This window comes from Streptomyces sp. NPDC003379 (assembly GCF_053589195.1).
Window position 1 is genome coordinate 40,514 of the sequence record NZ_JBSFRK010000035.1, and the last position, 24,373, is coordinate 64,886.

Below are 24,373 nucleotides of genomic sequence, written 5' to 3' on the forward strand. Positions count from 1 at the left end.
AACCAAGGTTTAACTAAGAGGCTTGCCCCATGACTGAGACCACGCCCTCCCTGCCCACCCCTTCCGCCACCTCCGCTGCCTTTGGTGGCGGTGTCGAGGGTGACGCGCCGCTGCGCGTCGCCGTCATCGTGGGCAGCAACCGCGAGGGCCGCTTCGGGCCGATCGTCGCCGAGTGGCTGCTCGCCCGGGTCCGCGAACGCTCCGACCTCACCGTCGACGTCGTCGACCTGGCCGAGTCCGACCTGCCGACCTCCCTCTCCTTCAACCCGTCCTCCGCCGTCGCCGCCGAACTCGCCAAGGTGACCCCGAAGCTGGCCGCCGCCGACGCGTTCATCGTGCTCACTCCCGAGTACAACCACTCCTACCCGGCGTCCCTGAAGGGCCTCATCGACTGGCACAAGGCCGAGTGGGAGGCCAAGCCCCTGGCCTTCGTCTCGTACGGCGGGCTCTCCGGCGGCCTGCGCGCCGTCGAGCACCTGCGCCCGGTCTTCGCCGAGCTGCACACCGTGACCATCCGCGACACCGTCTCCTTCCACAACGCCGGCGCCCTCTTCGACGACGACGGCAACCACCGCGACCCGGCGGGCGCCGACGCCGCCGCGAAGGCCATGCTCGACCAGCTGGCGTGGTGGGGCTGGGCCCTGCGCAGCGCCAAGGCGACGCGCCCGTACGGAAGTTGAGTCCGCCCCTTCAACACCCGGCCCCCGGCCCAGAAGACGAAAACCGCAGCTCAAACGCCGACGCACTCGATCTGACGTACTCCATCACTCATACGGACTACATCGCGCGACCACCCGGAGTCACGAACGCGAAGCTCTGCGTGTGCCCCGCACGGAGCACACGACCGGTGCGTGCGCACCTTGTCCCCAAGAAGGAGCCGCTTCATGCGAGTCCGTCGTTCTCTGCCGGCTTTCGTCGGAGCCGTCACGCTCGCCCTCGGCATGTCGATGGCGGCCGGCGCCTCCGCCACCGCCGCCTCGCCGGCCATCCAGAACCCCTGCGGGTTCTACGAGACCCACAGCGACGCCTACTACAACCACTGCACGAGCGACGGCTCGAAGGTCCTGATCGAGATCGACGACTGGGGTCCCAACACGATCAAGTGTGTCGGCCCCGGCGTCACCTGGCTCGACGAAGCCGGAAACGTGGACGGCGCCTGGTACATCGGGCGCACCTGCTGATCCCCTCCTAGTCCTGTCCTGACGGGCCCGGGCGCACCGCGTCCCGGGCCCTGTCCGCGTGTTCGAGCCGCACCGCGCACACCTTGAACTCCGGCATCCGCGACACGGGGTCCAGCGCCGGATGCGTCAGCGAATTGGCCCGCCCCTCGCCCGGCCAGTGGAACGGCATGAACACCGTGTCGGAACGGATCGACGACGTGACCCGCGCCGGAGCCACCGCCCGGCCACGCCGCGACACCACGGCGACCGCCTCGCCCTCGGTTATCCCGAGCCGCGCCGCGAGCCGCGGATGCAGCTCCACGAAGGGGCCGGGCGCCGCGGAATTGAGCTCCTCGACCCGCCGCGTCTGCGCCCCCGACTGATACTGCGCGAGCACCCGCCCGGTGGTGAGCAGCACGGGATACTCCTCGTCCGGCTCCTCGGCGGCGGCCCGATGCACAACCGGCACGAACCGCGCCCGCCCGTCCCGCGTCGCGAACCGCTCCAGGAACAGCCGCGGCGTCCCGGGATGCGGAGACGCAGTTGCGCCGCCCTTACCGGCGTCTTCCCCGGACTCAGCACCGGTGCCCGTATCGGCGTCCCCGCCGGGGCACGGCCAGAACACGCCCTCTCCCTCGCCCTCCCTCAGCCGCTCGTACGAGATCCCCGAGTAGTCCGCTGGTCCGCCCGCGCTCGCTCGTCGTAGTTCCTCGAAGACCTCCTCCGGATCGACGGGGAAACCCTTACCGTGGCCGAGCCGCGCCGCGAGTCCGTGCAGCACCTCCAGGTCGCTTCTGACCCCTGCGGGCGCGGACACCGCCTGGCGGCGCAGCAGCACCCGCCCCTCCAGGTTCGTCACCGTCCCGGTCTCCTCGGCCCACTGCGTCACCGGCAGCACCACGTCCGCCAACTCGGCCGTCTCCGACAGCACCACGTCCGCCACCGCCAGGAAGTCCAGCGAACGCAGCCGCTCCTCCACATGCGCGGCCCGCGGCGCCGACACCACCGGGTTGGAACCCATCAGGAGCAGCGTCTTGACGTCCCCGCCGAGCGCGTCGAGCAGCTCGTACGCCGACCTGCCGGGCCCCGGCAGCGCATCCGGGTCCACACCCCAGACCGCCGCCACATGCGCCCGCGCCGCCGGGTCCGTCAGCTTGCGGTACCCGGGCAACTGGTCCGCCTTCTGCCCGTGTTCGCGCCCGCCCTGCCCATTGCCCTGCCCGGTCAGGCAGCCGTACCCGGACAGCGGCCGCCCGGCCCGGCCCGTGGCGAGGCACAGATTGATCCACGCCCCGACGGTGTCCGTGCCCTTGGACTGCTGCTCGGGCCCCCGCGCGGTGAGCACCATCGAGGTCTCCGCGTCGCAGAACATACGGACGGTTTCGCGCAGTTGGGGCACGGGCACGCCGGTGATCCGCTCGACATGCTCGGGCCAGTGCGCCATCGCCGCCGCCCGTGCCTCCTTCCATCCGCTCGTCCGTTCCTCGATGAACGCCTCGTCCGTGCGGCCCTCCGCCACGACCAGGTGCAGCAGACCGAGCGCCAGGGCGAGGTCCGTGCCGGGGCGCGGCGCCAGATGCAGGTCGGCCTGCTCGGCGGTCCGCGTCCGCCGCGGGTCCACGACGATCAGCGTGCCGCCGTTCTCCCTCAGCTCCGTGAGGTACCGCAGGGCGGGCGGCATCGTCTCGGCGAGGTTCGACCCGACGAGGATCACGCAGCCCGTGCGCGGGATGTCCTCCAGCGGGAACGGCAGCCCCCGGTCGAGCCCGAACGCCCGCTGCCCGGCCGCCGCCGCCGACGACATGCAGAACCGTCCGTTGTAGTCGATCTGCGACGTGCCGAGCACCACCCGCGCGAACTTGCCCAGCGCATACGCCTTCTCGTTGGTCAGCCCACCACCGCCGAACACCCCGCACGCGTCCGCGCCATGTTCCGTACGCGCGCGGGACAGCGCGCCGGCGATCCGGTCGAGAGCCTCCTCCCAGGTGGCCGGCGCGAGCTTGCCCGTGGCGTGGGATCGGACGAGGGGCTCGGTCAGGCGCACCCGGGAGGAGAGCAGAGCGGGCGCCGTACGTCCCTTTCCGCACAGGGCGCCCTTGTTCACGGGGAACGCCGCGCGCTCCACGACCTCCACACCGCCACCGGTGCCCGTCGTCAGTCCCATCCCGCACTGCAGCGCGCAGTACGGGCAGTGGGTCGCCGTCACCGCCGTGGCCGCTGTCACCGCCGTGGCCGCGGGTGTCGCGGAGGTCGCCGGTGTCGCGGGTGTCGCCGTGGAGTGCATGCCGCCCAGCGTCCGCCGTGCTTGTTACGTGCCCCGACGTGCTCGCGTTACGCACGCGGTAAGCCGATCTCAGCCATGGCCGCGCCTCGCTGTGAGGTCCGGGGCCGAGCCACCCAGGGCTCAGCGCCGTGACGCCAGCGCCCGCTCCACGCCCGGCTCCCGCTGGCCGAGGAACCTTGGATCGGGCCGGAACACCGCGTCCAGCGCCGCCTTGCCCGCCGCGAACACCTCCCGCGCGCCGCCGTAGTACCAGGTCGAGTCGTGCACGGCGTCCACGCCGACGCCGTACGACGAGACGCCCGCCGCATCGCACAGCGCGACCGCTCTGCGTATATGGAAGCCCTGGCTGATCAGCACCGCTCGGTCCACGCCGAAGATCTTCTTGGCGCGGACGCAGGAGTCCCACGTGTCGAACCCGGCGTAGTCGCTCACGATCCGCCGGTCCGGCACGCCGTGCTTGTTCAGATAGGCGCGCATCGCGTCCGGTTCGTCGTACTCCTCGCGGCTGTTGTCCCCCGTGACGAGCACGACCTCTATCCGACCCGCCCGGTACAACTCTGCCGCCGCGTCCAGCCGGTGCGCGAGATACGGCGAGGGCTCGCCCTCCCACAGTCCGGCGCCGAAGACCACCGCGACCGGTGCGCGCGGCGCGTCCGCGACCGTGCCGATCTCACGGTCCGTCGTGACGAACAGCCAGGTCGCGGGCAGCAGCGCGAGCACGCAGAGCGCCATCGCTGCCTGGACGGTCCGCCGCTGTCCCTTGCGTGTACGCGGAAGCCGCAGCCAAGCGGGCCGCCGCAGCCACGTCGCCCCCCGGCCTCGCAGCCGTGCCCACCCCCTCCACCCCGTCCGATCCATCCGACCCGTCTGGTGCATCCGGTCCATATGCGTTCCGCCCCCCGTGCCCCCGGATCTCCCCCGATCCGATCACTGCCACAACGGTAAACGCCCCCGCCGCCGCCGAACGTGCCCCGCACCCCGGAAGCAACCCTGAAACCCCCCTGACCCCATCCCCTACACGCACCCCTCACGCCCGCCCCCTGACCACGCCCCACCCCCCTCCGTGAGCCCCGCGAAAACACTCGTCACGGCCGCGCAACGCCTACGCAATCTGGCCCGGTCATCCTCGGTCCATGACGCCGTCGAACCCTCTCCGCGACGAGTCCGGCAGCACTCACCTCGACAGTACGGCGCAACTCATGGACCGCATCACCAGCCAGCTCGGCAGCCAGCTCGGCCTCGTCTCACCCGACGGCAGACGCCGCCCCGGCCCGCGCCGCCCCGGCCTCCGCCCCGCCGCCCGCCGCCCCGCGCTCGTCCTCGTCGGCCACGGCAGCCGCGACCCCCGCGCCCTCGCCACTGTCACGACCCTCGCCGAGCGGATACGCGAGCAGCGTCCCGGGCTCGTCGTCCGCCTCGGGCACATCGAGCTGAACGAGCCGCTGCTCGGCGACACCCTCGCCGCGCAGCGAGGGGGCCGGGCCGTTCTCGTGCCCCTGCTTCTGAGCCGCGGCCAGCATGTGAAGCGTGACATCCCGGCGGCCGCCGCCGACGCGCCCCACCTCGATACCCGCGTGGCCGCCCCGCTCGGCCCGCACCCGCTGCTCGCCGAGGCCCTGCACACCCGGCTCGTCCAGGCGGGCTGGCCCGCGCGGCCCCTGGGCGCCGCCGCACGCCGCCGCCACGCGGTCGTCCTCGCCGCCGCCGGCTCCCGGGACCCGGAGTCGGCCGCCGACACCGAGACCGCCGCCGCTCTGCTCGCCGACCGGCTGGGTGTCCCCGTCGTTCCCGCCTACGCCGCGCCCACCGCGGCGTGCACCCGTACCGTGCCCGAGGCGCTCGAAGCGCTGGCCGCCGAGGGCCGGACCCGGGCCGCCGTCGCCGCGTACTTCACCGCCCCGGGCCGCTTCGCCGGCCAGAGCGCGGCCGCCGCGCCCTGGATCGCCGCGGCCCCGCTCGGCGCCCACCCGGCGCTCGCCCGCCTCGTCCTGCACCGCTACGACCAGGCCCGCACCGCCCCGCCCGTGGCCGAACCCCGTCGGCTGACCGCGGTCTGACGAAAAGCCAGGTCCCTTTCTGTCACTGCTTGCGTCTACTGTCGGTGCATGGAAGGCACAGCACCGAACGGCGCAGCACCGAACGGCACCGCACCGAACGCTCGATACGAGGCTCACGAGGCCTACGACGACGCCGCCGTCGAGCGGTGGGCCGCCGAGCCCGACAAGAGGCCGGGGCGTACGGCCTTCCAGCGCGACCGCGCGCGCGTGCTGCACTCCGCCGCGCTGCGCCGCCTCGCCGGGAAGACCCAGGTCGTCACGCCCGGCACCAGGAGCCAGGCCTGGGACGCCAGCGCCCGTACGCGGCTGACGCACTCCCTGGAGTGCGCCCAGGTGGGCCGCGAGCTGGGCGCCGCCCTCGGCTGCGACCCCGACCTGGTGGAGACCGCCTGCCTCTCCCACGACCTCGGCCACCCGCCCTTCGGCCACAACGGCGAGCAGGCGCTGAACGAGGTGGCGGCGGACTGCGGCGGCTTCGAGGGCAACGCCCAGTCGCTGCGCCTGCTCACCCGCATCGAGCCGAAGCGCTTCGTCCGCTCCGAGGCCACCGGCGACCTGGTCAGCGTCGGCCTCAACCTCACCCGCGCCGCCCTGGACGCCGCCACCAAGTACCCCTGGCCCCGCGGCGCCCACCCCACCGACCCGGAGTCCATGAAGTTCGGTGTCTACGAGGACGACCGGCCGGTCTTCGACTGGGTCCGCAAGGAGGCCCCGGGGCAGCGCATCTGTTTCGAGGCACAGGTCATGGACTGGTCGGACGACGTCGCGTACTCGGTCCACGACTTCGAGGACGGCCTGCACGCCGGGCACATCGACCCGAACGCACTGCACGCCGAGCCCGAGCGGCAGGACATCTACGCCGTGGCCCTCGGACGCTACGTACCCAAGGACACCGACCCCGAAGAGCTCGCCCAAGCCCTCGACCGCCTCCTGGAGCAGGAGTGGTGGCCGAATGGATACGACGGGTCGGCCGTCGCCCAGGCCCGGCTGAAGGACGCCGCCAGCCAGCTCATCGGCCGCTTCTGTCTGGCCGCGGAGACCGCCACGCGCGTGCGCCACGGCGACGGCCCCCTCACGCGGTACGCCGCCGAGCTCGTCGTGCCCCGCGAGGCACGGCACGAGTGCGCGGTGCTCAAGGCCGTCGCCGACCGCTATGTGATGCAGCGCCCCGCACAGGAGCGGATCCGCGCGGACCAGCGCATCGTGGTCGCCGAGCTCGCCGAGGCGCTCACCACGCGCGCCCCCGACGGGCTCGACCCGCAGTTCCGCGCGCTGTACGACACGGCGCCCGACGACCGGGCCGCGCAGCGCGTCGTGGTCGACCAGATCGCGTCGCTCACGGACGCGGCGGCCCGCGCCCTGCACGCGCGGCTCACGGCACGCCAGACACCCGGCGCGCGACGGTGAGTGACCGATAAGTGACCACAGGGGGTGACGGAAAGTGGCCGGATTGAGCCATGACCCCTTCCGCCATCACGCTCCGTGCGGGACGCTCCCTGTGTTGGCAAGGCGACAAGGAGGCAACAAGTGGTCGACGCGCATCAGACGTTCGTCATTGTGGGAGGAGGTCTGGCCGGCGCCAAGGCGGCCGAGACCCTCCGCTCCGAGGGCTTCACCGGCCGGGTGATCCTCGTCGGTGACGAGCGTGACCACCCCTACGAGCGCCCTCCCCTGTCCAAGGGCTACCTCCTCGGCAAGGAGGAGCGCGACAGCGTCTTCGTCCACGAACCGGGGTGGTACGCGCAGGCGGACGTGGAACTGCACCTGGGCCAGCCCGTCGTCGCCATCGACCGCGAGGCCAGGAGCGTGCGCCTGGGCGACGGCACGGTCGTCCACTACGACAAGCTGCTGCTCGCCACCGGCGCCGAGCCGCGCCGCCTCGACATCCCGGGCACGGGCCTCGCGGGCGTGCACCATCTGCGCCGCCTCGCCCACGCCGACCGCCTCCGGCAGGTCCTCACGGCACTCGGCAGGGACAACGGCCACCTGGTGATCGCGGGCGCGGGCTGGATCGGCCTGGAGATCGCGGCGGCCGCCAGGGAGTACGGCGCGGAGGTCACCGTCGTCGAGCGCGAGCCGACCCCGCTGCACGCCGTCCTCGGCCCCGAGTTCGGCCAGGTCTTCACCGACCTGCACGCCGAGCACGGGGTGCGCTTCCACTTCGGGGCGTCACTGACCGAGATCATCGGCCAGGACGGCATGGTCCTCGCCGTCCACACGGACGACGGCGAGGAGCACCCCGCGCACGACGTGCTCGCCGCGATCGGAGCGGCCCCGCGCACGGCGCTCGCCGAGGCCGCGGGCCTCGACCTCGTCGAGCGCGCGCACGGCGGCGGCATCGTGGTCGACGCCTCCCTGCGGACCTCGGACCCAGACATCTACGCCGCCGGCGACGTGGCCGCCCTGCACCACCCGCTCTTCGACACCAGGCTGCGCGTCGAGCACTGGGCGAACGCCCTGAACGGCGGCCCGGCGGCGGCCCGCGCCATGCTCGGCCAGGACGTCCGCTACGACCGGGTGCCCTACTTCTTCTCCGACCAGTACGACGTGGGCCTGGAGTACTCGGGCTGGGCGCCCCCGGGGACGTACGACCAGGTGGTGGCCCGCGGCGACGTGGGGAAGCGGGAGTTCATCGCGTTCTGGCTGCGCGAGGGGCGGGTGCTCGCCGGGATGAACGTGAATGTGTGGGACGTCACGGAGACCCTCCAGGAGCTGATCCGCACGGGCGCGCGGCCGGACGTCGAGCGCCTCGCGGACCCGTCCGTCCCCCTGGAGTCGCTCCTGGTGTGACGGGCCGGACGGTGGTCCGGGCGGTGGTCGGGAGGGAGTGTCACAGGCGAGCCGTAGTATTCCTACGTGGCAGGCAGGATCAATGACGAGGACGTGAAGGCGGTTCGGGACGCGGTCCCGATCGACGCCGTGGTCTCCGACTACCTCCAGCTGCGCAGCGCCGGGGGTGGAAACCTCAAGGGCCTGTGCCCCTTCCACGACGAGAAGTCCCCGTCCTTCCAGGTCAGCCCGAGTAAGGGTCTCTTCCACTGCTTCGGCTGCCAGGAAGGCGGCGACACGATCGCCTTCGTGATGAAGATCGACCACCTCACGTTCTCGGAGACGGTCGAGCGCCTCGCCGCCAAGGCGGGCATCACGCTGCGGTACGAGGAGGGCGGGTACAACCCCAGCCACCAGCGCGGCGAGCGCATCCGCCTGGTCGAGGCCCACCAGGCCGCCGCCCGGTTCTACATGGAACAGCTGGAGAGCCCCGAGGCCGGGATCGGCCGCAAGTTCCTCGCCGAGCGCGGCTTCGACCAGGCCGCCGCCGCGCACTTCGGCGTGGGCTACAGCCCCGCGGGCTGGGACCACCTCACGCGCTATCTGCGCGGCAAGGGCTTCACCGACAAGGAGCTGACCCTCTCCGGCATCTCCCAGGAAGGCCGCCGCGGCCCCATCGACCGCTTCCGCGGCCGCCTGATGTGGCCCATCCGCGACATCGGCGGCGAGGTCGTCGGCTTCGGCGCCCGCAAGCTGCGCGACGACGACAACGGCCCGAAGTACCTGAACACCCCCGAGACCCCGATCTACAAGAAGGGCCAGGTGCTGTACGGCGTCGACCTGGCCAAGAAGGAGATCGCCAAGGCCTCCCGCGCGGTCGTCGTCGAGGGGTACACGGACGTCATGGCCTGCCACCTCGCCGGCGTCACCACCGCCATCGCGACCTGCGGCACGGCCTTCGGCGGCGACCACATCAAGATCCTCCGCCGCCTTCTCATGGACAACGGAAGCGCCCGGGTGATCTTCACCTTCGACGGTGACGCGGCGGGCCAGAAGGCCGCCCTGCGCGCCTTCGAGGACGATCAGAAGTTCGCCGCCGAGACGTACATCGCCATCGCCCCCGAAGGCATGGACCCCTGCGAGCTGCGCCTCGCCAAGGGCGACGAGGCGGTCGCCGACCTCGTCCAGCCCCGCACCCCGCTCTTCGAGTTCGCGCTGCGCCAGATCGTCGGCCGGTACGACCTGGAGACCCCCGCCGGGCGCGCCGCGGCCCTGGACGAGGCGGCGCCCGTCGTGGCCCGCATCAAGAACAGCGGCGCGCAGCACGAAGTGGCCGTCCAGCTCGCCGGCATGCTCGGCATCCTGGACACCCAGTTCGTCGTCAAGCGCGTGTCGCAGCTGGCCCGCTGGGCCCGCGACCGCGGCGGCAGGGGCCCCGCGCAGCCGCAGGGCAGACCCCAGCAGACATACGCGCAGGGACCGCCCGCGCCCAGCGGCCCCGCGCTCACCCTGCGCAGCCCCGCCCACCGCACGGAGCGCGAGCTGCTCAAACTGGCCCTGCAGTACCCCCAGTTGGTCTCCCCGGCCTTCGACGCCTATGGGGCGGACGAGTTCACCGCCCCGCCCTACGCCGCCGTGCGCCAGTGCATCGAGGAGGCGGGCGGCGCCGACGCGGGCATCGCCGAGCCGCAGGCCTACCTCGCGCGCGTGCTCGACGCGGCGCCCGACGACACGGTGCGGCGCATGGTCACCGAGCTGGCCGTCGAGGCGATCCTGCGCAAGACCGTCGACGAGGTGTACGCGGGCGTGCAACTCGTCCAGGTCCGGCTGCGCGCCGTCGACCGCCGCATCCGCGACGTCCAGGGCAGCCTCGCCCGGCTGGGCGCGGGCGGTGACCCTCAGCAACTGACCGCCGTGCAGAATGAGTTGTGGGTCCTCCAGCAGTACGGCCAAGCGCTCCGCGACCGCGGAGTCGACGCCCTCTAGGCGGGCTCTACGCGCCTTCTGGAGGCCATCCAGAGGCGTGGCCCTGGGGCCAAGGGTTACCCGGCGGGTAACCAGGCGGTTACGGACTGGACGCAAAAAGTCACCGCACGCCCCTCGTGGCGGCCGTGTGTCGTACCCCACACTGGGTTCCGGTGCCTGAGTCCTCGGAGCGCGGCCGGCCCGCAGACAGCGGGCCCGACACCCCCGCGGTTCCACCCATCGTGTCCGGGACGGACAGCGGCGAGGCCGTGGTCCCTCTCCCGTTGCCGCACGCCTCAGCAGCGATCACCCTGGAGGTCGCCCCCGTGCAGACCCAGACCCTCACCCAGACCGAAACCGCCGTGCGCGCCGAAGCGGATACGGATACGGAAACGGATACGGACGTCCTGGAAGCGGTCCCTCAGCAGAGCCGCGCCCCCCGCCACCCGGAGACACTGGCCACGCAGGAGGTGGTCGAGGCCCCCGGAGCACCGGGCGCACGGCCCACCCCCGAGGCCCCCGCAACCCCTGAAGCCCCTGAGGCCGCCGAAGCCCCCGAGGTCCTGACCCTGGAACCGGAGACGAGCGAGCTGCCCGCCCCCCGCAGCCGCGCCGACACCGGCGGCCCGTCCTCCGACCTGTTCCGCCAGTACCTGCGCGAGATCGGGCGGATCCCCCTGCTCACCGCGGCGGAGGAGGTCGAACTCGCCCGCGGCGTGGAGGCCGGCCTCTTCGCCGAGGAGAAGCTGAGCAACACCCCCGACCTGGACTCCCAACTCGCCCTGGACCTCGACAAACTGGTCGTCATGGGCCGGATGGCCAAGCGCCGCCTCATCGAGGCGAACCTCCGCCTGGTCGTCTCCGTCGCCAAGCGCTACGTGGGCCGCGGGCTCACCATGCTCGACCTCGTCCAGGAGGGAAACCTCGGCCTGATCAGGGCCGTCGAGAAGTTCGACTACGCCCGGGGCTACAAGTTCTCGACGTACGCGACCTGGTGGATCAGGCAGGCCATGTCCCGCGCCCTCGCGGACCAGGCCCGTACGATCCGCGTGCCCGTGCACGTCGTGGAGCTCATCAACCGCGTCGTGCGCGTCCAGCGCCGCATGCTCCAGGAGCGCGGGTACGAGCCCACGCCCCAGGAAGTGGCCGCCCAGCTCGACCTGCCCCACGAGCGGGTCAGCGAGGTGCTGCGCCTGGCGCAGGAGCCGGTCTCGCTGCACGCCCCCGTCGGCGAGGAGGACGACGTGGCGCTCGGCGACCTCATCGAGGACGGCGACGCGACCTCCCCCGTGGAATCGGCCGCGTTCCTGCTGCTCCGCGAGCACCTGGAGGCGGTCCTCTCCACGCTCGGCGAGCGCGAACGCAAGGTCGTACAACTGCGCTACGGCCTCGCGGACGGCAGGCCCCGCACCCTGGAGGAGATCGGCCGCATCTTCGGCGTGACGCGCGAACGCATCCGCCAGATCGAGTCCAAGACCCTCAACAAACTCCGCGACCACGCGTTCGCGGACCAGCTGAGGGGTTACCTGGACTGACCGACGGCGCTAGTCGACCTCAGCCACCGCCTCAGCGAACTGGGCCGCGTACAACCGCGCATACGCCCCGTCCGCCGCCAGCAGGGCGTCATGTGTACCCTGCTCCACGATCGCCCCGTCCTCCATGACCAGAATCGTGTCGGCGTCCCGAATCGTGGAGAGCCGGTGCGCGATGACGAAAGAAGTGCGCCCGTGCGCGAGGCGAGCCATCGCCTTCTGGATGAGCACCTCGGTCCGTGTGTCGACGGAGCTGGTCGCCTCGTCGAGCACCAGGATCACCGGGTCGGACAGGAACGCCCGCGCGATGGTGATGAGCTGCTTCTCGCCCGCGCTCACCCCCGTGCCGTCGTCGTCGATCACCGTGTCGTACCCGTCGGGGAGCGTGCGCACGAAGCGGTCGGCGTGGGCGGCGCGCGCCGCCTCCTCGATCTCCTCGCGCGTGACGTCCTTCGTCGCGCCGTACGCGATGTTCTCCGCGATGGTGCCGCCGAACAGCCAGGTGTCCTGGAGGACCATGCCGATCCCGGCCCGCAGCTCGTCCCGTGACATCTTCGCGATGTCGACCCCGTCCAGGGCGATGCGGCCGCCCGTCACCTCGTAGAACCGCATGAGCAGGTTGACGAGCGTCGTCTTGCCCGCGCCGGTCGGCCCGACGATGGCGACCGTGTGGCCCGGGTCCACGACCAGGGAGAGGTCCTCGATGAGCGGCTTGTCCTTGGCGTAGCGGAAGGACACGTGCTCCATCTCGACCCGCCCGCGCAGCTTCTCCGGCCGCTCGCCGGGGACCGGGTCGGCCTCCTGCTCCTCCGCGTCGAGGATTTCGAAGATCCGCTCGGCGGAGGCGACGCCCGACTGCACGAGGTTGGCCATTGAGGCGACCTGCGTGAGCGGCATGGAGAACTGCCGCGAGTACTGGATGAAGGCCTGCACGTCACCGATGGACAGCGACCCGGACGCGACCCGAAGGCCACCGACCACGGCGACGAGCACGTAGTTGAGGTTCGAGATGAAGAACATCAGCGGCTGCATGACACCGCTGTTGAACTGCGCCTTGAACCCGGCCTCGTACAGCTGCTCGTTCTGCTCGGCGAACGCCTTCGCCGACTCCTCCTGCCGGCCGAACACCTTCACCAGGGCGTGCCCGGTGTACATCTCCTCGATGTGCGCGTTCAGCTTGCCGGTGGTCTTCCACTGCTGCACGAACTGCGGCTGCGACCGCTTGCCGACCTTCGTCGCCACGAAGAACGACAGCGGCACGGTGACCAGCGCCACCAGCGCGAGCAGCGGTGACACCCAGAACATCATCACCAGGACGCCGACGATCGTCAGCAGCGAGTTGATGAGCTGGCCCATCGTCTGCTGGAGCGTCTGGTTGATGTTGTCGATGTCGTTCGTGGCGCGGCTCAGGACCTCGCCGCGCTGCCGCTTGTCGAAGTACGCCAGCGGAAGCCGCGACAGCTTCTCCTGTACGTCGCCACGGATCCGGAAGACGGTCCTGTTGATGGCGCGGTTGGAGAGCCGGGTCGCCACGGCCATCAGCAGACCGGCGACCACGAACGTGCCGAGCGCGAGCAGCAGGACCTCGCCCATCGCGCCGAAGTCGATGCCCTCGCCGGGCGTGAAGTCGACGCCGGTGAGCATGTCCGCCGTGCCGCCGTCGCCCTTGTCGCGCATGCCCTCGATGACCTGTTCCTTCGACAGGTCGTCGGGCATGTCACGCCCGACGATGCCCGCGAAGAGCAGATCGGTCGCCTTGCCGAGGATCTTCGGGCCGAGCACGGAGAGCGCGACGCTCAGGATTCCGGCCGCGATCATCCCGTACATCGTGGCGCGCTCCGGCTTGAACTGCGCGAGCAGCCGCTTGCCGGAGCCCTTGAAGTCCATCGACCGGGAGTCGGGGCCCATCATCGGTCCGCCAGGACCAGCCATTACGCGGCCTCCGCTTCCGTCAGCTGGGAGAGGACGATCTCCCGGTAGGTCTCATTGCTCTCCATCAGCTCGTGATGGCGCCCGGTGCCCACGACCCGGCCCTCGTCGAGGACCACGATGCGGTCGGCGTCCCGGATGGTGGAGACGCGCTGGGCGACGATGACGACGGTCGCCTCCGCGGTCTCCTGGGACAGGGCTCTGCGCAGCGCCGCGTCGGTGGCGTAGTCGAGCGCGGAGAACGAGTCGTCGAAGAGATAGATCTCCGGGCGCTGTACGAGGGTGCGCGCGATGGACAGACGCTGGCGCTGACCACCGGATACGTTCGTGCCGCCCTGGGAGATGGGCGCGTCGAGGCCCTCCTCCAGGCCCTCGACGAACCCCTTGGCCTGGGCCACCTCAAGGGCGTGCCAGAGCTCCTCGTCCGTCGCGTCCGGATTGCCGTAGCGCAGATTCGTCGCGACCGTGCCGGCGAAGAGGTACGGCTTCTGCGGGACGAGGCTCACCGTCTTGGCGAGCAGCGCCGGCTCGACGGTCCCCACGTCCACGCCGCCGACGAGCACCTGCCCCTCGGTCGCGTCGATGAGCCGCGGCACGAGGCCGAGCAGCGTCGACTTGCCGCTGCCGGTCGAGCCGATCACGGCGGTCGTCTCGCCGGGCCGGGCGACCAGGTCGATGGCCTTCAGGACGGGCTCCTCGGCGCCGGGGTAGCGGAAGCCCGCCGCCCGGATCTCCAGGTGCCCGTGGCTGCGCAGTTCGCGCACGGGGGCGGCCGGGGGCACCACGCTGCTCTCGGTGTCGAGAACCTCCTCGATCCGCTCGGCACAGACCTCCGCGCGCGGCACCATCATGAACATGAAGGTGGCCATCATCACGGACATCACGATCTGCATCAGATAGGCGAGGAACGCGGTGAGCGCGCCGATCTCCATGCCGCCGTCGTCGATGCGGTGCGCGCCGAACCACACCACCGCGATCGAGGAGATGTTCACGACGGTCATGACGATCGGGAACATCAGCGCGAGCAGCTTGCCGGTGCCGAGCGACACGTCGGTCAGGTCGGCATTGGCCTCCCGGAAGCGCTCCTTCTCGTACGCGTCACGGACGAAGGCGCGGATGACGCGGTTGCCGGTGATCTGCTCGCGCAGCACGCGGTTGACCGTGTCGAGCCGCACCTGCATGGTGCGGAACAGCGGCCGCAGACGCCGCACGATCACGCTGACGCTGATACCGAGGACGGGCACGACGGCGATCAGGACACCGGAGAGCGGTACGTCCAGACCAAGCGCCATCACGATGCCGCCGACGCACATGATGGGCGCGGACACCATCAGCGTGAACGACATCAGGACCAGCATCTGCACCTGCTGGACGTCATTGGTGGTCCGCGTGATCAGCGAGGGCGCGCCGAACTGCCCGACCTCGCGCGCGGAGAAGGACTGCACGCGGTCGAAGACGGCGGCGCGGACGTCGCGCCCGAGCGCGGAAGCGGTCCGCGCGCCGTAGAAGACGGCGCCGATGTTGCAGACCATCTGCACGATGGTGACGGCGATCATGATGCCGCCGAAGGTGAGGATGTGGCCCGTGTCCCCCTCGACGACACCGTTGTCGATGATGTCCGCGTTCAAGGTGGGCAGATAGAGCGAGGCGCAGGTCTGCAGGAACTGCAGGAGCACCAGCAGGGCGATCGGTTTCTTGTACGGACGCAGGTACGTCCGCAGGAGTCGTATGAGCACGCTCGGTCTCTCGAGGAGTCGGGTGTCGGCAAGTTGGCGAGGTCGCCCCTATCCTGCGGCACCCGACCCCTCGGGATGCAACCGATTAACCCATGACCGGGTCAAAAATCAGCCCGGGTAAAGAAGTGGGCTCACTCAAGGGTCGTGTGAGCGTGTGAGCCCGGTCGAGGCAAAGGTCAGGAGAACGCCCCCGGGTGATCAGGAGAACGCCCCGGGGTGCGACTGCTCCCGCACCGTCGCGTACTGCTGCCGCACCGCCTGACCCACCGCCAGCTCCTCGCCCGGCTCAAATACCTGGGCCGCGGCCCCCTGCCAGTACGGCAGTTGACCGGTCAGCGCCCACGCGGCCTGGCGCGCGGCACCGATCGCGGCGTAGTCCGCGGGCTGCGGCACCACGACCTGCGTACCGAAGAGCATGGGAGCCACCGCCTGTACGGCGGGCAGCTCGGCGGCGGCGCCCAGCAGGAACACCCGCCGCACCTCCACCCCCCGCCCGCGCAGCACGTCGAGCGCGTCCCCGAGCCCGCACAGCATGCCCTCGAACGCGGCCCGCGCCAGATGCTCGGGCTTCATCGACTCCCGCCGAAGACCGGTCAACGTCCCCGCGGCATGCGGCAGGTTGGGCGTCTTCTCGCCCTCCAGATAGGGGAGGAGTACGAGGCCGTGCGCCCCCGGCGTCGACTTCACGGCGAGCGCGGACAGCTCCTCCAGATCCGCGACGCCCAGCATCTCGGCGGTGCCGCGCAGCACGCGCACGGCGTTCATCGTGTGGACCACCGGCAGATGCAGTCCCGTGGCGTCCGCGAGCGAGGTGATCATCCCGCCCGCGTCGACCAGCGCCTCGTGGTGCACCGCCATCACCGACCCCGACGCCCCGAGCGACACCACGGCGTCGCCCTGCTGCACGCCGAGCCCGAAGGCGGCCGCCATCGTCTCGCCGGTCCCGGCAGAGATCAGCAGCCCCTCGGGCGTCGTCCCCGAGGGCTCGGCGGGCCCGATCACCTCGGGCAGCATCACCTGGTGCCCCAGGGCCAGTTCGACCAGGTCCGGGCGGTACGCCCCGGTCGCCGCCGACCAGTAGCCGGTGCCGGACGCCCCGCCGCGGTCCGTGGTACGCCGCGCCGGGCGGCCGAGGAGCTGCCACACCAGCCAGTCGGGGGCCTGCATGAGGGCGGCCACGTGCCGCGCCGCCTCCGGCTCGGTCCTGGCCAGCCAGCGCAGCTTCGTCACGGGCTGCGCGGACTGCGGCACACACCCCACGGCGTGCGCCCAGGCCTCGCGGCCGCCGAGAGCGTCGATCAGGTCGACGGCGGCCACCTGCGCCCGCCGGTCGTTGCCGACGAGCGCGGGCCGCACCGTGTTGCCGTGCTGGTCCAGTGGCACGAGCGCGTTCTGCTGCGCGGAGACGCCGATGGCCTGCACGCCTTCGAGCAGCCCCCCGCCCGCGGCCTCGCCGAGGGAGAGCAGCCAGGCCTGCGGATCGACATCGACCGGCCGCCCGCCGCCCTCGGCGCTCTCCAGCGGATGCGGGGCATACCCCTGCTTGAGTACGGCGCCCGTGTCCGTGTCACAGACCACAATGCGCGTGAAATCGGGCGAACTGTCCAACCCTGCGACTATCCCCATGCCTGGAATTCTGCCGCACCGCTGAACGTCTCCCGTACTGCGGCGGGAATCGGACTAGGTGTTGGTCGTGCCCCAGTCGTCCTCCCCGGAGCCCTGGCCGCGCTCGCGCACCGACCGCACCCGGTCGGCCACCGAGTCGGGCATCCGGTCCCCGACCTTCTCGGAGACCGTGTGGAAGGCCTTGCCCGCCACCTCGCGCCCCTGCTGGCTCGCGGACTCGACGGTGTTGCGCACGGCCGGGTTCTGCGCGATCTCGCGGGCGGACTTCTTCAGCTTCTCGTAGCGCTCGCGTCCGGCCCGGGTACCGAGTACGTACCCGAGGGCCAGTCCCGCCACGAATGTGAGCCGGTACCGCATGGCTGCCACCCTTCCCTTGCGTCGGCATCGCACGTCTGTTCGCTCGTCTGTCACTCGTCTACTGATCGGCTGAGAGACACCGATTGGCGGAGCACCCCCCTGCTTGCGCTAATGTATGTGTCGCAGCGACCGCCCGCCGCCCGGAGAGTTCCCAGCCAGGTGCGTTCGATGCAACGAGACGATCCCCTGTAGCTCAATTGGCAGAGCAGCCGGCTGTTAACCGGCAGGTTACTGGTTCGAGTCCAGTCGGGGGAGCTCGGTCTCCTGTAGCTCAATTGGCAGAGCAGCCGGCTGTTAACCGGCAGGTTACTGGTTCGAGTCCAGTCGGGAGAGCTGTGCGGAAGGACCCCTGAGACACGTCTCCGGGGTCCTTTTCCGTGCCCGGTGGAACCACGCGGGCAGCCCTGCGGTCCTCATGGTCGAGCGATGCGACAGCGATGCCGACCATCCGAAGCAAGAGATCGTATGAGCGGCTATGCTGCGGCAGACGGCGCGCACAAATGTGCGCGACGCGCCGTTAGGGGCGGTAGCTCAGCCGGTTAGAGCAGCGGACTCATAATCCGTCGGCCGTGGGTTCGAGTCCCACCCGCCCCACTCCAGCAGAATCGTCGCGACCTGCGGAAACGCCGTTTTCACGCTAGCACCGGCGAGGTGTTCGCCCCGTGAGCGCCACACCGTGGCCTCGTACGTTTTCTCCCGGGCGAGCCGGTGTCGAGTGCCAGTGCCTCGTCGATCTCGGCGCTCAACAGAGACAGCGCGTGCCAGGCCATGCTGCGCGGGACGGCCTACGAGGACCCCGGTGGCATCCCGGGCCAGGGCCTTCAGTACGTCCGTGCCGGGCCTGATGACACCGTCCAGCAGGACCTCGCAGATTCGCCCAGGCCGGCCGCCTGCGCGGCGTCCTGCGGCGCCAGGACGCTGGGTGACCTCATCGTCGCTGCCGCCCTCGATGTAGTCCCGGACAGGCGGCGAGGTCACCGCTTCGGCCACCCGCGCCACGTCCCGCAGACGGAGCGCGGAATCCAGTGCGCCCGTCGTCGTCGTGGGCTCCACAGATGTCCCCTCTCCGGCACGCCGTCCGTGCCCCGCGGCATGGCACCTCGGTCACGCCTGTGCGCGGATGAAGACGAACCGGCCTTCGAAGGTGAGGACGGGTCCGGCATGGCGTGTGTCGATCTCGGCCAGGCCGACGTGGGTGTCTCGCATGGGTGACCTTGGTCCACAGACTGGCGGCGTCGAGCACGGCGGTCATGTCGGCCGGGTCGGTCGACGTGCGTGCGTGCCGTTCCAGGACCGCGTCGAACCAGGGAGGCCGGCGCCTGCACCGCTGCTGGCCAGTCGCGGGTGTGGTGCACCACGTCCTTGGCGAGCACCGCTTCGTGGCAGAGCTCGTGCGTACAGCCCGGTCCCGCATCCGATATCCGCGGCCAGTGCCCCGTCCCGCGGGCGGAGTTGCTCGATGACGTGCCGGCTCATCCAGCTGACGGACTCGGGGCTGTAGCCCCAGTTCTCCTCGGAGCTGTCGGCCGGCCGCTCGTAGTGGGCGGCCACGGCGTCCGGGTGCAGGGCCATGTCATCCCGTCCAAGTGGTGTCGTCGGTACGGGTGAGGAAATCGGTGAGGAAGTCGTCGAGATGCTCGAATGACGCGGCGCAGTAGTACACCGGTTGGTAGCCGTCCACGGCGTATTCCTGGGCGAGGATGGCTCGCGCGTCCAGCGGGCGGATCTCCGCCCCTGCGTAGGCCGCCAGTTCTCCGGTGGAGGACAGCAGGCTCGCCCCGTACGCCTTCGTCTCGCCGTTCTCGCGGAGGAGACCGGATTCCATGGTGAACCAGAAGACCTTGGAGACGGATTCCATGGCCCGGAGTGTGCGCAGGCGGCGGATGGTCCGGCCGAAGTGCTGATAGAGGTCTGCCCAGCGCCCGTGGGCCAGGGCGGCTCCGTGCCCCACTATCTCGTGGACCATGTCGGGTTCCGGGGAGAAGCCGGGCGTCGAACTGTGGCGTATGTACTGGGTGGCCTGGAAGCGGCGCTCGGCCAGCGGGCCGTGGAAGTCCAGCGGCGGCAGCAGTCCCGGTGCGGGGTCCAGGCCGAAGTGCGTGAGCTGCCCCAGTCGGTCCGAGACCTCTCCGAGTTGCGGCAGCCCGCCGGTGGGCAGGGCCAGTCGCTCGGCGCCTTGCAGGAACTCCTGGCAGGCGTGCTTGCGGTGCAGGTCGGAAAGGTCCGCGAAGAGTGACCGCCAGAGGTCCTCTTCTTCGGGGGTGTAGTGGACGTCGGCCGCACGGCGACCCGGTGTATGGGTGACGGCCGCCCGCGCGATGGCCGAGCGGCGGCGCTGGTAGGGCACGTCGCCGTGTCCGGGGTGGCCGGGGGCGAGGCTCACCGATATCTCTCCGCGGCTGTCACGTACCACCGACGAGTACCGGTGGGGGGCTGACTGCTCCACACTCGTCTCCTTCCCGCCCTGGCCAGTCTTTGCCGGAGGGATGGGGGAGGCGAACGGTGTGCTGCGAATGGGTGAAGCCCGGGAAGTGACCTGCCTGAACGGGCCCACGCGGGGCCCGGCGAGCGCGTCACCATCGTTGCGCGGAGGCGTCGCCTCGCCCCTCCACAGGTGCAACCAGGGGGTTGCGCCTGTGGAGGTTTATGTGCAACCCTGAGGTTGCATCTAATGGTGGCAACTTACGGAGTCCCCCATGAACGACGACCGGATCGAACGCGAAACCCTGATCGCCGCGCCCCTGGAGCGAGTGTGGTCACTGGTGGCCCAGCCCGGGTTCTGGGTGGCCGACAAGGCGAGTCTGCCCGGCACCGTGGCCAAGGAGGGTGAGTCGATGGTGGCGAAGCACGCCGAGCACGGTGACTTCCCGGTGCGCGTGGAGAAGGTCGAGCCGCCGACCTACCTGGCATACCGCTGGACCAGCGCGTTCCCTGGAGAGGAACTGCGCGAGAACAACAGCACCCTCGTGGAGTTCACGTTGACCCAGGAAGGCGACAAGACGCGGCTCCGCGTCGTCGAGAGCGGATTCGCGGAGCTGGCCGGATCCGAGGAACTGCGCGGTCAGAACCTCAAGGACCACAGCCAGGGCTGGCCCATGGAGCTCGACGCGCTCAAGTCGCGCGCCGAACAGCCCTCCACGTGAGAGAAGTGCGCCCCGGCGCCGGTGAGGCCGTCGACAGCGTCCTGAGCGCGCTGGCCGACCCGACGAGACGTCAGCTGCTCGACCTGCTCGCCGCCCAGGGTGAGGCCACTGCCACGACGCTCGCCGCGGGACTTCCCGTCTCGCGGCAGGCGGTGGTCAAGCACCTCGCCGTCCTGGACGCCGCCGGGCTGGTCTCCGGCGACCGGGTCGGACGCGAGGTGCGGTACGCGGTGCGGCCCGCGTCGCTGGACGCCACGGCGCAGTGGATGGCCTCGCTGGCGGCCGACTGGGACCGGCGTTTGGCGAACATCAAACGCGTCGCTGAGGCGGCGGAGCGAGATTCGTCCGGCACGCCCTGATTGACCGGTACGTCCCGGCTGGCTGGTGTGCCCCGACTGGCTGGTACGCCCGCCTGGCTGGTGTGCCCCCGGCTGGTCGGCGCGTCCCGACTGGCCGGCACGCCTGGCTGGCTGGTGCGCCCTGGCTGGTCGCCACGTCCCGACTGGCCGGCACGCCCGACTAGCTGGTGCGCCCCGACTGACTGGTACGCCGCGACTGACCAGCGCGCCCCGACTAGCTGGCGCGCCCCGACTGACCGGCACATCCGGCTGACCGGCACGCCCCGACTGACCGGCGCGCCCGAGTGAAGGAAGCACACGATGGATACGACGGCACTTCGCAGCGCCTACGACCGGTTGTTCGATGTGGCGGTCGCCGCCGACCTCGGCGACGCCGATGCCGACGACGGAGGGTGGAACGCCGATCAGATCTTGGCTCACGTCCTCAGCGTCGACGCCTCGATCTCAGCGGTCGCCCTGGGTGTCATGGCCGGCTCCCGGCCCGCCTTCGACAACCGGATCTCCCTCGACACCTGGAATCTCGACCGGATCATCGCCGAGCACTCGGGCCGGACGGAGCTGATTGACCACGTCCGGAGCCAGGCCGCCATCCTGGGTGACATCGCCGATCAGCTCAATGAGAAGGCCGCCTCGGTACTGGTGCCGTCGCTCCTGCTGTCCAATGACGTACTCGTCCTGGACCGGCCGATCTCGCTGGCGAGCCTCATCGACGGCCTCGCCGAAGACCACGTACCCGTTCACGCGCAGCAACTCCTCGATCTTCGCGTCACCGTCTCCGGACACATGGCGAGCGACGCCTGACCGATCCCGATCGAGCGGGGTCGGGGATCAGGACGCCGGGCCCGGCTGGGAACCGCGGCGGCGGGGCCATTTGCGGGTGTCCCGCGGCTCTACGTACGGCTCCTCCTCCGCGGGCATGCCGCCGGCTATCGCGCGCTGGCGGGCCAGTTCCGCGTCGAATTCCAGGCCGAGCAGGATCGCCAGGTTCGACAGCCAGAGCCAGACCAGGAAGATGACGACGCCCGCCAGGGTGCCGTACGTCTTGTTGTACGAGGCGAAGCCCGCGACGTACAGCGCGAATCCGCCGGAGGCCACCAGCCACAGCAGTACCGCCAGCACGCTGCCGGGGCTCAGCCAGCGGAAGCCAGGGCCGTGGACGTTCGGGGCCCGCCAGAAGAGAAGGGCGATCATCGAGACGACGATGAGCAGCAGCACCGGCCACTTCGCGATGGACCAGGCGGTGACCGCCGCGTCGCCCACGCCGATGGCGTCGCCCGCGCGCTCCGCGAGCGGCCCCGTGAAGACCACGAGCAGCGCGCTGACGGCCAGCAGGATCATCAGGGCCACGGTCAGGGCGATCCGCAGCGGCGTCAGCTTCCACACCGGGCGGCCCTCGGGAAGGTCGTAGACGGCGTTGGAGGCGCGGATGAAGGCGCCCACGTAGCCGGAGGCGGACCAGACCGCGAGGAGCAGGCCCGCGATCGCCACCACGCCGCTGGTGCTCCCGCTGTCCTCCAACTGCCGTACGGCGTTGCTCAGCAGGTCGCGCACCGGGCCCGGCGCCAGCTTCTCCAGGTTGTCCAGGACCGAGTCGGTGGCCTTCTTCCCGATCACCCCGAGGACCGACACCAGGACGAGCAGGGCGGGGAAGAGCGACAGCACGCCGTAGTAGGTCAGCGCGGCGGCCCGGTCGGGCAGGTCGTCGTCCATGAACTCCTTGCCGGTGCGCCGCAGGACCGACCACCAGGAGCGGGCGGGCAGCTGGGTGGGTTCGTCGGGGGCGGCCTCCTCGACCTCTGGGCCGGGGCCGGGGTCGGCGCCGGGACCGGGGTCGGGACCGGGGTCTGTGCCGTCGTCGCGCTTGTGCTTGCCGAAGAGTGCCATGGGGAGGCGAGTTGGCCGACTTCGCCGACGTAATCCTGCTCCCGTGCGGGGGTGTTGGCCCCGCTGGTTGGGGGTTCCTCCATTCAGTCGCGCAACTGCCATGGAGATTCCTCTTAAATATTTCAGATGCTAGGCAGACGGCGTTATCTTGTCGCACATGCAGTCCTACACAATTGGGCAGGCCGCGCGTCTGCTCGGGGTCAGTCCCGACACCGCCCGCCGCTGGGCGGACGCCGGGCGGGTCGCCACGCACCGCGACGAGGGCGGGCGGCGGCTCATCGACGGCCGGGATCTGGCTGCCTTCTCCGTCGAGGTCGCGCAGAGCGCGGGCGGTGGCGCGGGAGCGGGAGGGGGCGCGGGCGGTGGCGCTGGCGAGGAGGACGTCTCGTACACCTCCGCACGCAATGCCTTTCCCGGCATCGTCACCGCCGTGAAGCTCGGTGACGTGGCCGCCCAGGTGGAGATCCAGGCGGGTCCGCACCGTCTGGTCTCGCTGCTGACCCGTGAGGCGGTGGAGGAGCTCGGCCTCGAGGTCGGTGTGCAGGCCACCGCCCGGGTGAAGTCCACCAGCGTGCACATCGACCGCGCCTGAGCCAGGAGCCCGCTCATGTTCTCGAAGTCCCCACAGTTCCCGCAGTCCCGGCAGTCCCGGCAGTTCCCCGTACCCGCGGTCCGCCGGGCCGCCGCCGCGGTCGTGACCGCCGCGCTGCTCGTGCCGCTCGCCGCCGCATGTGGCGGCGACGACGACAGCGCGGGCAAGAAGGGCGGCGGCGAGAACGTCGACCTCACCGTCCTCGCCGCCTCCTCCCTCACCGATGTCTTCGCCACCGCCGAGAAGGCGTACGAGAAGGAGCACCCGGGCACGGAGCTGACGGTCTCCGCGGCCGGGTCCCAGGAGCTTGCCGCCCAGGTCAAGCAGGGGTCGCCCGCCGATGTGCTGGTCACCGCCGACACCAAGACCATGGACGGCCTCAAGGCGGAGACCGGGGTTCCCCGCGTGATCGCCAAGAACCGGCTCGTGATCGTCACCCGTGAGGGGAACCCGGAGGGGATCGAGGGGCTGAAGGATCTCGCCGACGGCGGGCTGAAGGTCGTACTCGCCGATGACACCGTGCCGGTCGGGCGGTACAGCAAGCAGGTTCTCGACAAGCAGCACGTCGCGGTGGAGCCCGTCTCCAAGGAGGCGAACGTCCGGTCCGTGCTGAGCAAGGTCGAACTCGGCGAGGCCGACGCCGGCATCGTCTACAAGACGGACGCCGCGACCGCGCCCGGCAAGGTCGACGCCGTCGAGATCCCGGACGCGCAGAATGCCGTGGCCTCCTACCCGGCGGCGACCCTCAAGGGTTCCGGGCACGGGAAGGCGGCGGCCGCGTTCGTGAAGTGGCTCGGCTCGCCGGAGGCGCAGAAGATTCTGCGGGACGCGGGCTTCCAGAAGCCGTAGCGAGTACGCGGGTACGCGGGTACGCGGGTACGGGAGTACGCGGGTACGCCCGCGGGCCATCGACTTCCGGGCGCCCGACGCCTCCCCGCAGCGGGCGCCCGGTCGTACGCGTCACCACCACCGACCCCCCA

At 71.0% G+C, this 24,373-nt stretch carries 20 protein-coding genes, 3 tRNA genes and 1 pseudogene; 15 read left to right on the plus strand and 9 right to left on the minus strand.

All coding sequences use genetic code 11. The annotated features are described in order from the left end of the window. The first annotated feature begins 29 nt into the window (after positions 1-29). Both ACWDVB_RS28970 and ACWDVB_RS28975 read left to right on the plus strand, forming a co-directional pair. A complete protein-coding gene (locus ACWDVB_RS28970) occupies positions 30-680 on the plus strand; it encodes an NADPH-dependent FMN reductase (RefSeq protein ID WP_451513027.1) in 651 nt (216 codons plus the stop codon). Between the two features lie 204 nt (positions 681-884). After that, on the plus strand, positions 885-1,181 hold the full coding sequence (locus tag ACWDVB_RS28975) for a DUF6355 family natural product biosynthesis protein (RefSeq protein ID WP_451513026.1): 297 nt from the start codon (positions 885-887) through the stop codon (positions 1,179-1,181). A gap of 7 nt (positions 1,182-1,188) precedes the next feature. On the opposite strand, the gene ACWDVB_RS28980 is transcribed toward ACWDVB_RS28975, so the two are convergent. Both ACWDVB_RS28980 and ACWDVB_RS28985 read right to left on the minus strand, forming a co-directional pair. Continuing rightward, positions 1,189-3,324, minus strand: coding sequence for a molybdopterin oxidoreductase family protein (locus ACWDVB_RS28980; protein ID WP_451513222.1), 2,136 nt, complete (start codon positions 3,322-3,324; stop codon positions 1,189-1,191). Between the two features lie 240 nt (positions 3,325-3,564). Then, positions 3,565-4,302, minus strand: coding sequence for a SanA/YdcF family protein (locus ACWDVB_RS28985; protein WP_451513025.1), 738 nt, complete (start codon positions 4,300-4,302; stop codon positions 3,565-3,567). 275 nt (positions 4,303-4,577) lie between these two features. Between ACWDVB_RS28985 and ACWDVB_RS28990 the strand changes: the two genes are divergently transcribed. From ACWDVB_RS28990 to ACWDVB_RS29010, 5 genes are all read left to right on the plus strand, one after another. Further along, complete coding sequence (locus ACWDVB_RS28990) at positions 4,578-5,501, plus strand: sirohydrochlorin chelatase (protein ID WP_451513024.1); 924 nt, start codon at positions 4,578-4,580, stop codon at positions 5,499-5,501. A 48-nt stretch (positions 5,502-5,549) separates the two neighbouring features. Next, positions 5,550-6,908 (plus strand): deoxyguanosinetriphosphate triphosphohydrolase, encoded by a 1,359-nt coding sequence (locus tag ACWDVB_RS28995; protein ID WP_451513023.1) that lies wholly within the window; start codon positions 5,550-5,552, stop codon positions 6,906-6,908. 120 nt (positions 6,909-7,028) lie between these two features. Next, a complete protein-coding gene (locus tag ACWDVB_RS29000) occupies positions 7,029-8,291 on the plus strand; it encodes an NAD(P)/FAD-dependent oxidoreductase (protein WP_451513022.1) in 1,263 nt (420 codons plus the stop codon). A gap of 66 nt (positions 8,292-8,357) precedes the next feature. Then, positions 8,358-10,256, plus strand: a complete 1,899-nt coding sequence (dnaG, locus tag ACWDVB_RS29005; RefSeq protein WP_451513021.1) for a DNA primase — start codon at positions 8,358-8,360, stop codon at positions 10,254-10,256. A 152-nt stretch (positions 10,257-10,408) separates the two neighbouring features. Then, positions 10,409-11,770: an RNA polymerase sigma factor gene (locus ACWDVB_RS29010; RefSeq protein ID WP_451513020.1), complete on the plus strand. Its 1,362-nt coding sequence runs from the start codon at positions 10,409-10,411 to the stop codon at positions 11,768-11,770. Between the two features lie 9 nt (positions 11,771-11,779). On the opposite strand, the gene ACWDVB_RS29015 is transcribed toward ACWDVB_RS29010, so the two are convergent. The 4 genes from ACWDVB_RS29015 to ACWDVB_RS29030 form a co-directional block, all read right to left on the minus strand. Then, complete coding sequence (locus ACWDVB_RS29015) at positions 11,780-13,699, minus strand: ABC transporter ATP-binding protein (protein ID WP_451513019.1); 1,920 nt, start codon at positions 13,697-13,699, stop codon at positions 11,780-11,782. Beyond that, entirely contained in the window at positions 13,699-15,432 is a 1,734-nt protein-coding gene (locus ACWDVB_RS29020) for an ABC transporter ATP-binding protein (protein ID WP_451513018.1), read from the minus strand. The genes ACWDVB_RS29015 and ACWDVB_RS29020 overlap by 1 nt, the downstream gene beginning before the upstream one ends. Before the next feature lie 198 nt (positions 15,433-15,630). Continuing rightward, entirely contained in the window at positions 15,631-17,058 is a 1,428-nt protein-coding gene (locus tag ACWDVB_RS29025) for an FGGY family carbohydrate kinase (protein ID WP_451513017.1), read from the minus strand. Between the two features lie 54 nt (positions 17,059-17,112). After that, positions 17,113-17,415 (minus strand): YtxH domain-containing protein, encoded by a 303-nt coding sequence (locus tag ACWDVB_RS29030; RefSeq protein ID WP_451513016.1) that lies wholly within the window; start codon positions 17,413-17,415, stop codon positions 17,113-17,115. A 182-nt stretch (positions 17,416-17,597) separates the two neighbouring features. Between ACWDVB_RS29030 and ACWDVB_RS29035 the strand changes: the two genes are divergently transcribed. From ACWDVB_RS29035 to ACWDVB_RS29045, 3 genes are all read left to right on the plus strand, one after another. Further along, positions 17,598-17,670: transfer RNA gene (locus ACWDVB_RS29035), tRNA-Asn, on the plus strand. A gap of 5 nt (positions 17,671-17,675) precedes the next feature. Continuing rightward, positions 17,676-17,748, plus strand: a tRNA-Asn gene (locus tag ACWDVB_RS29040). Positions 17,749-17,935: 187 nt separating this feature from the next. Beyond that, positions 17,936-18,009: transfer RNA gene (locus ACWDVB_RS29045), tRNA-Ile, on the plus strand. 174 nt (positions 18,010-18,183) lie between these two features. Here the strand turns inward: ACWDVB_RS29045 and ACWDVB_RS29050 are convergent. Both ACWDVB_RS29050 and ACWDVB_RS29055 read right to left on the minus strand, forming a co-directional pair. After that, positions 18,184-18,468: pseudogene (locus ACWDVB_RS29050) on the minus strand (alpha-hydroxy-acid oxidizing protein); the annotation flags it as partial. Positions 18,469-18,988: 520 nt separating this feature from the next. Continuing rightward, positions 18,989-19,861, minus strand: a complete 873-nt coding sequence (locus ACWDVB_RS29055; protein ID WP_451513015.1) for a phenylalanine 4-monooxygenase — start codon at positions 19,859-19,861, stop codon at positions 18,989-18,991. 250 nt (positions 19,862-20,111) lie between these two features. On the opposite strand from ACWDVB_RS29055, the gene ACWDVB_RS29060 reads away from it, so the two are divergent. The 3 genes from ACWDVB_RS29060 to ACWDVB_RS29070 all read left to right on the plus strand — a co-directional run bounded on the left by ACWDVB_RS29060 (position 20,112) and on the right by ACWDVB_RS29070 (position 21,718). Beyond that, on the plus strand, positions 20,112-20,558 hold the full coding sequence (locus ACWDVB_RS29060) for an SRPBCC domain-containing protein (RefSeq protein WP_451513014.1): 447 nt from the start codon (positions 20,112-20,114) through the stop codon (positions 20,556-20,558). After that, a complete protein-coding gene (locus tag ACWDVB_RS29065) occupies positions 20,555-20,917 on the plus strand; it encodes an ArsR/SmtB family transcription factor (protein ID WP_451513013.1) in 363 nt (120 codons plus the stop codon). The genes ACWDVB_RS29060 and ACWDVB_RS29065 overlap by 4 nt, the downstream gene beginning before the upstream one ends. 300 nt (positions 20,918-21,217) lie before the next feature. Further along, complete coding sequence (locus tag ACWDVB_RS29070) at positions 21,218-21,718, plus strand: hypothetical protein (RefSeq protein ID WP_451513012.1); 501 nt, start codon at positions 21,218-21,220, stop codon at positions 21,716-21,718. A gap of 27 nt (positions 21,719-21,745) precedes the next feature. On the opposite strand, the gene ACWDVB_RS29075 is transcribed toward ACWDVB_RS29070, so the two are convergent. Then, complete coding sequence (locus ACWDVB_RS29075) at positions 21,746-22,801, minus strand: YihY/virulence factor BrkB family protein (RefSeq protein WP_451513011.1); 1,056 nt, start codon at positions 22,799-22,801, stop codon at positions 21,746-21,748. Between the two features lie 157 nt (positions 22,802-22,958). Between ACWDVB_RS29075 and ACWDVB_RS29080 the strand changes: the two genes are divergently transcribed. Together ACWDVB_RS29080 and modA are read left to right on the plus strand one after the other, a co-directional pair. Next, positions 22,959-23,393, plus strand: coding sequence for a TOBE domain-containing protein (locus tag ACWDVB_RS29080; RefSeq protein WP_451513010.1), 435 nt, complete (start codon positions 22,959-22,961; stop codon positions 23,391-23,393). A gap of 15 nt (positions 23,394-23,408) precedes the next feature. Next, entirely contained in the window at positions 23,409-24,242 is an 834-nt protein-coding gene (modA, locus tag ACWDVB_RS29085; RefSeq protein ID WP_451513009.1) for a molybdate ABC transporter substrate-binding protein, read from the plus strand. Positions 24,243-24,373 lie beyond the last annotated feature (131 nt).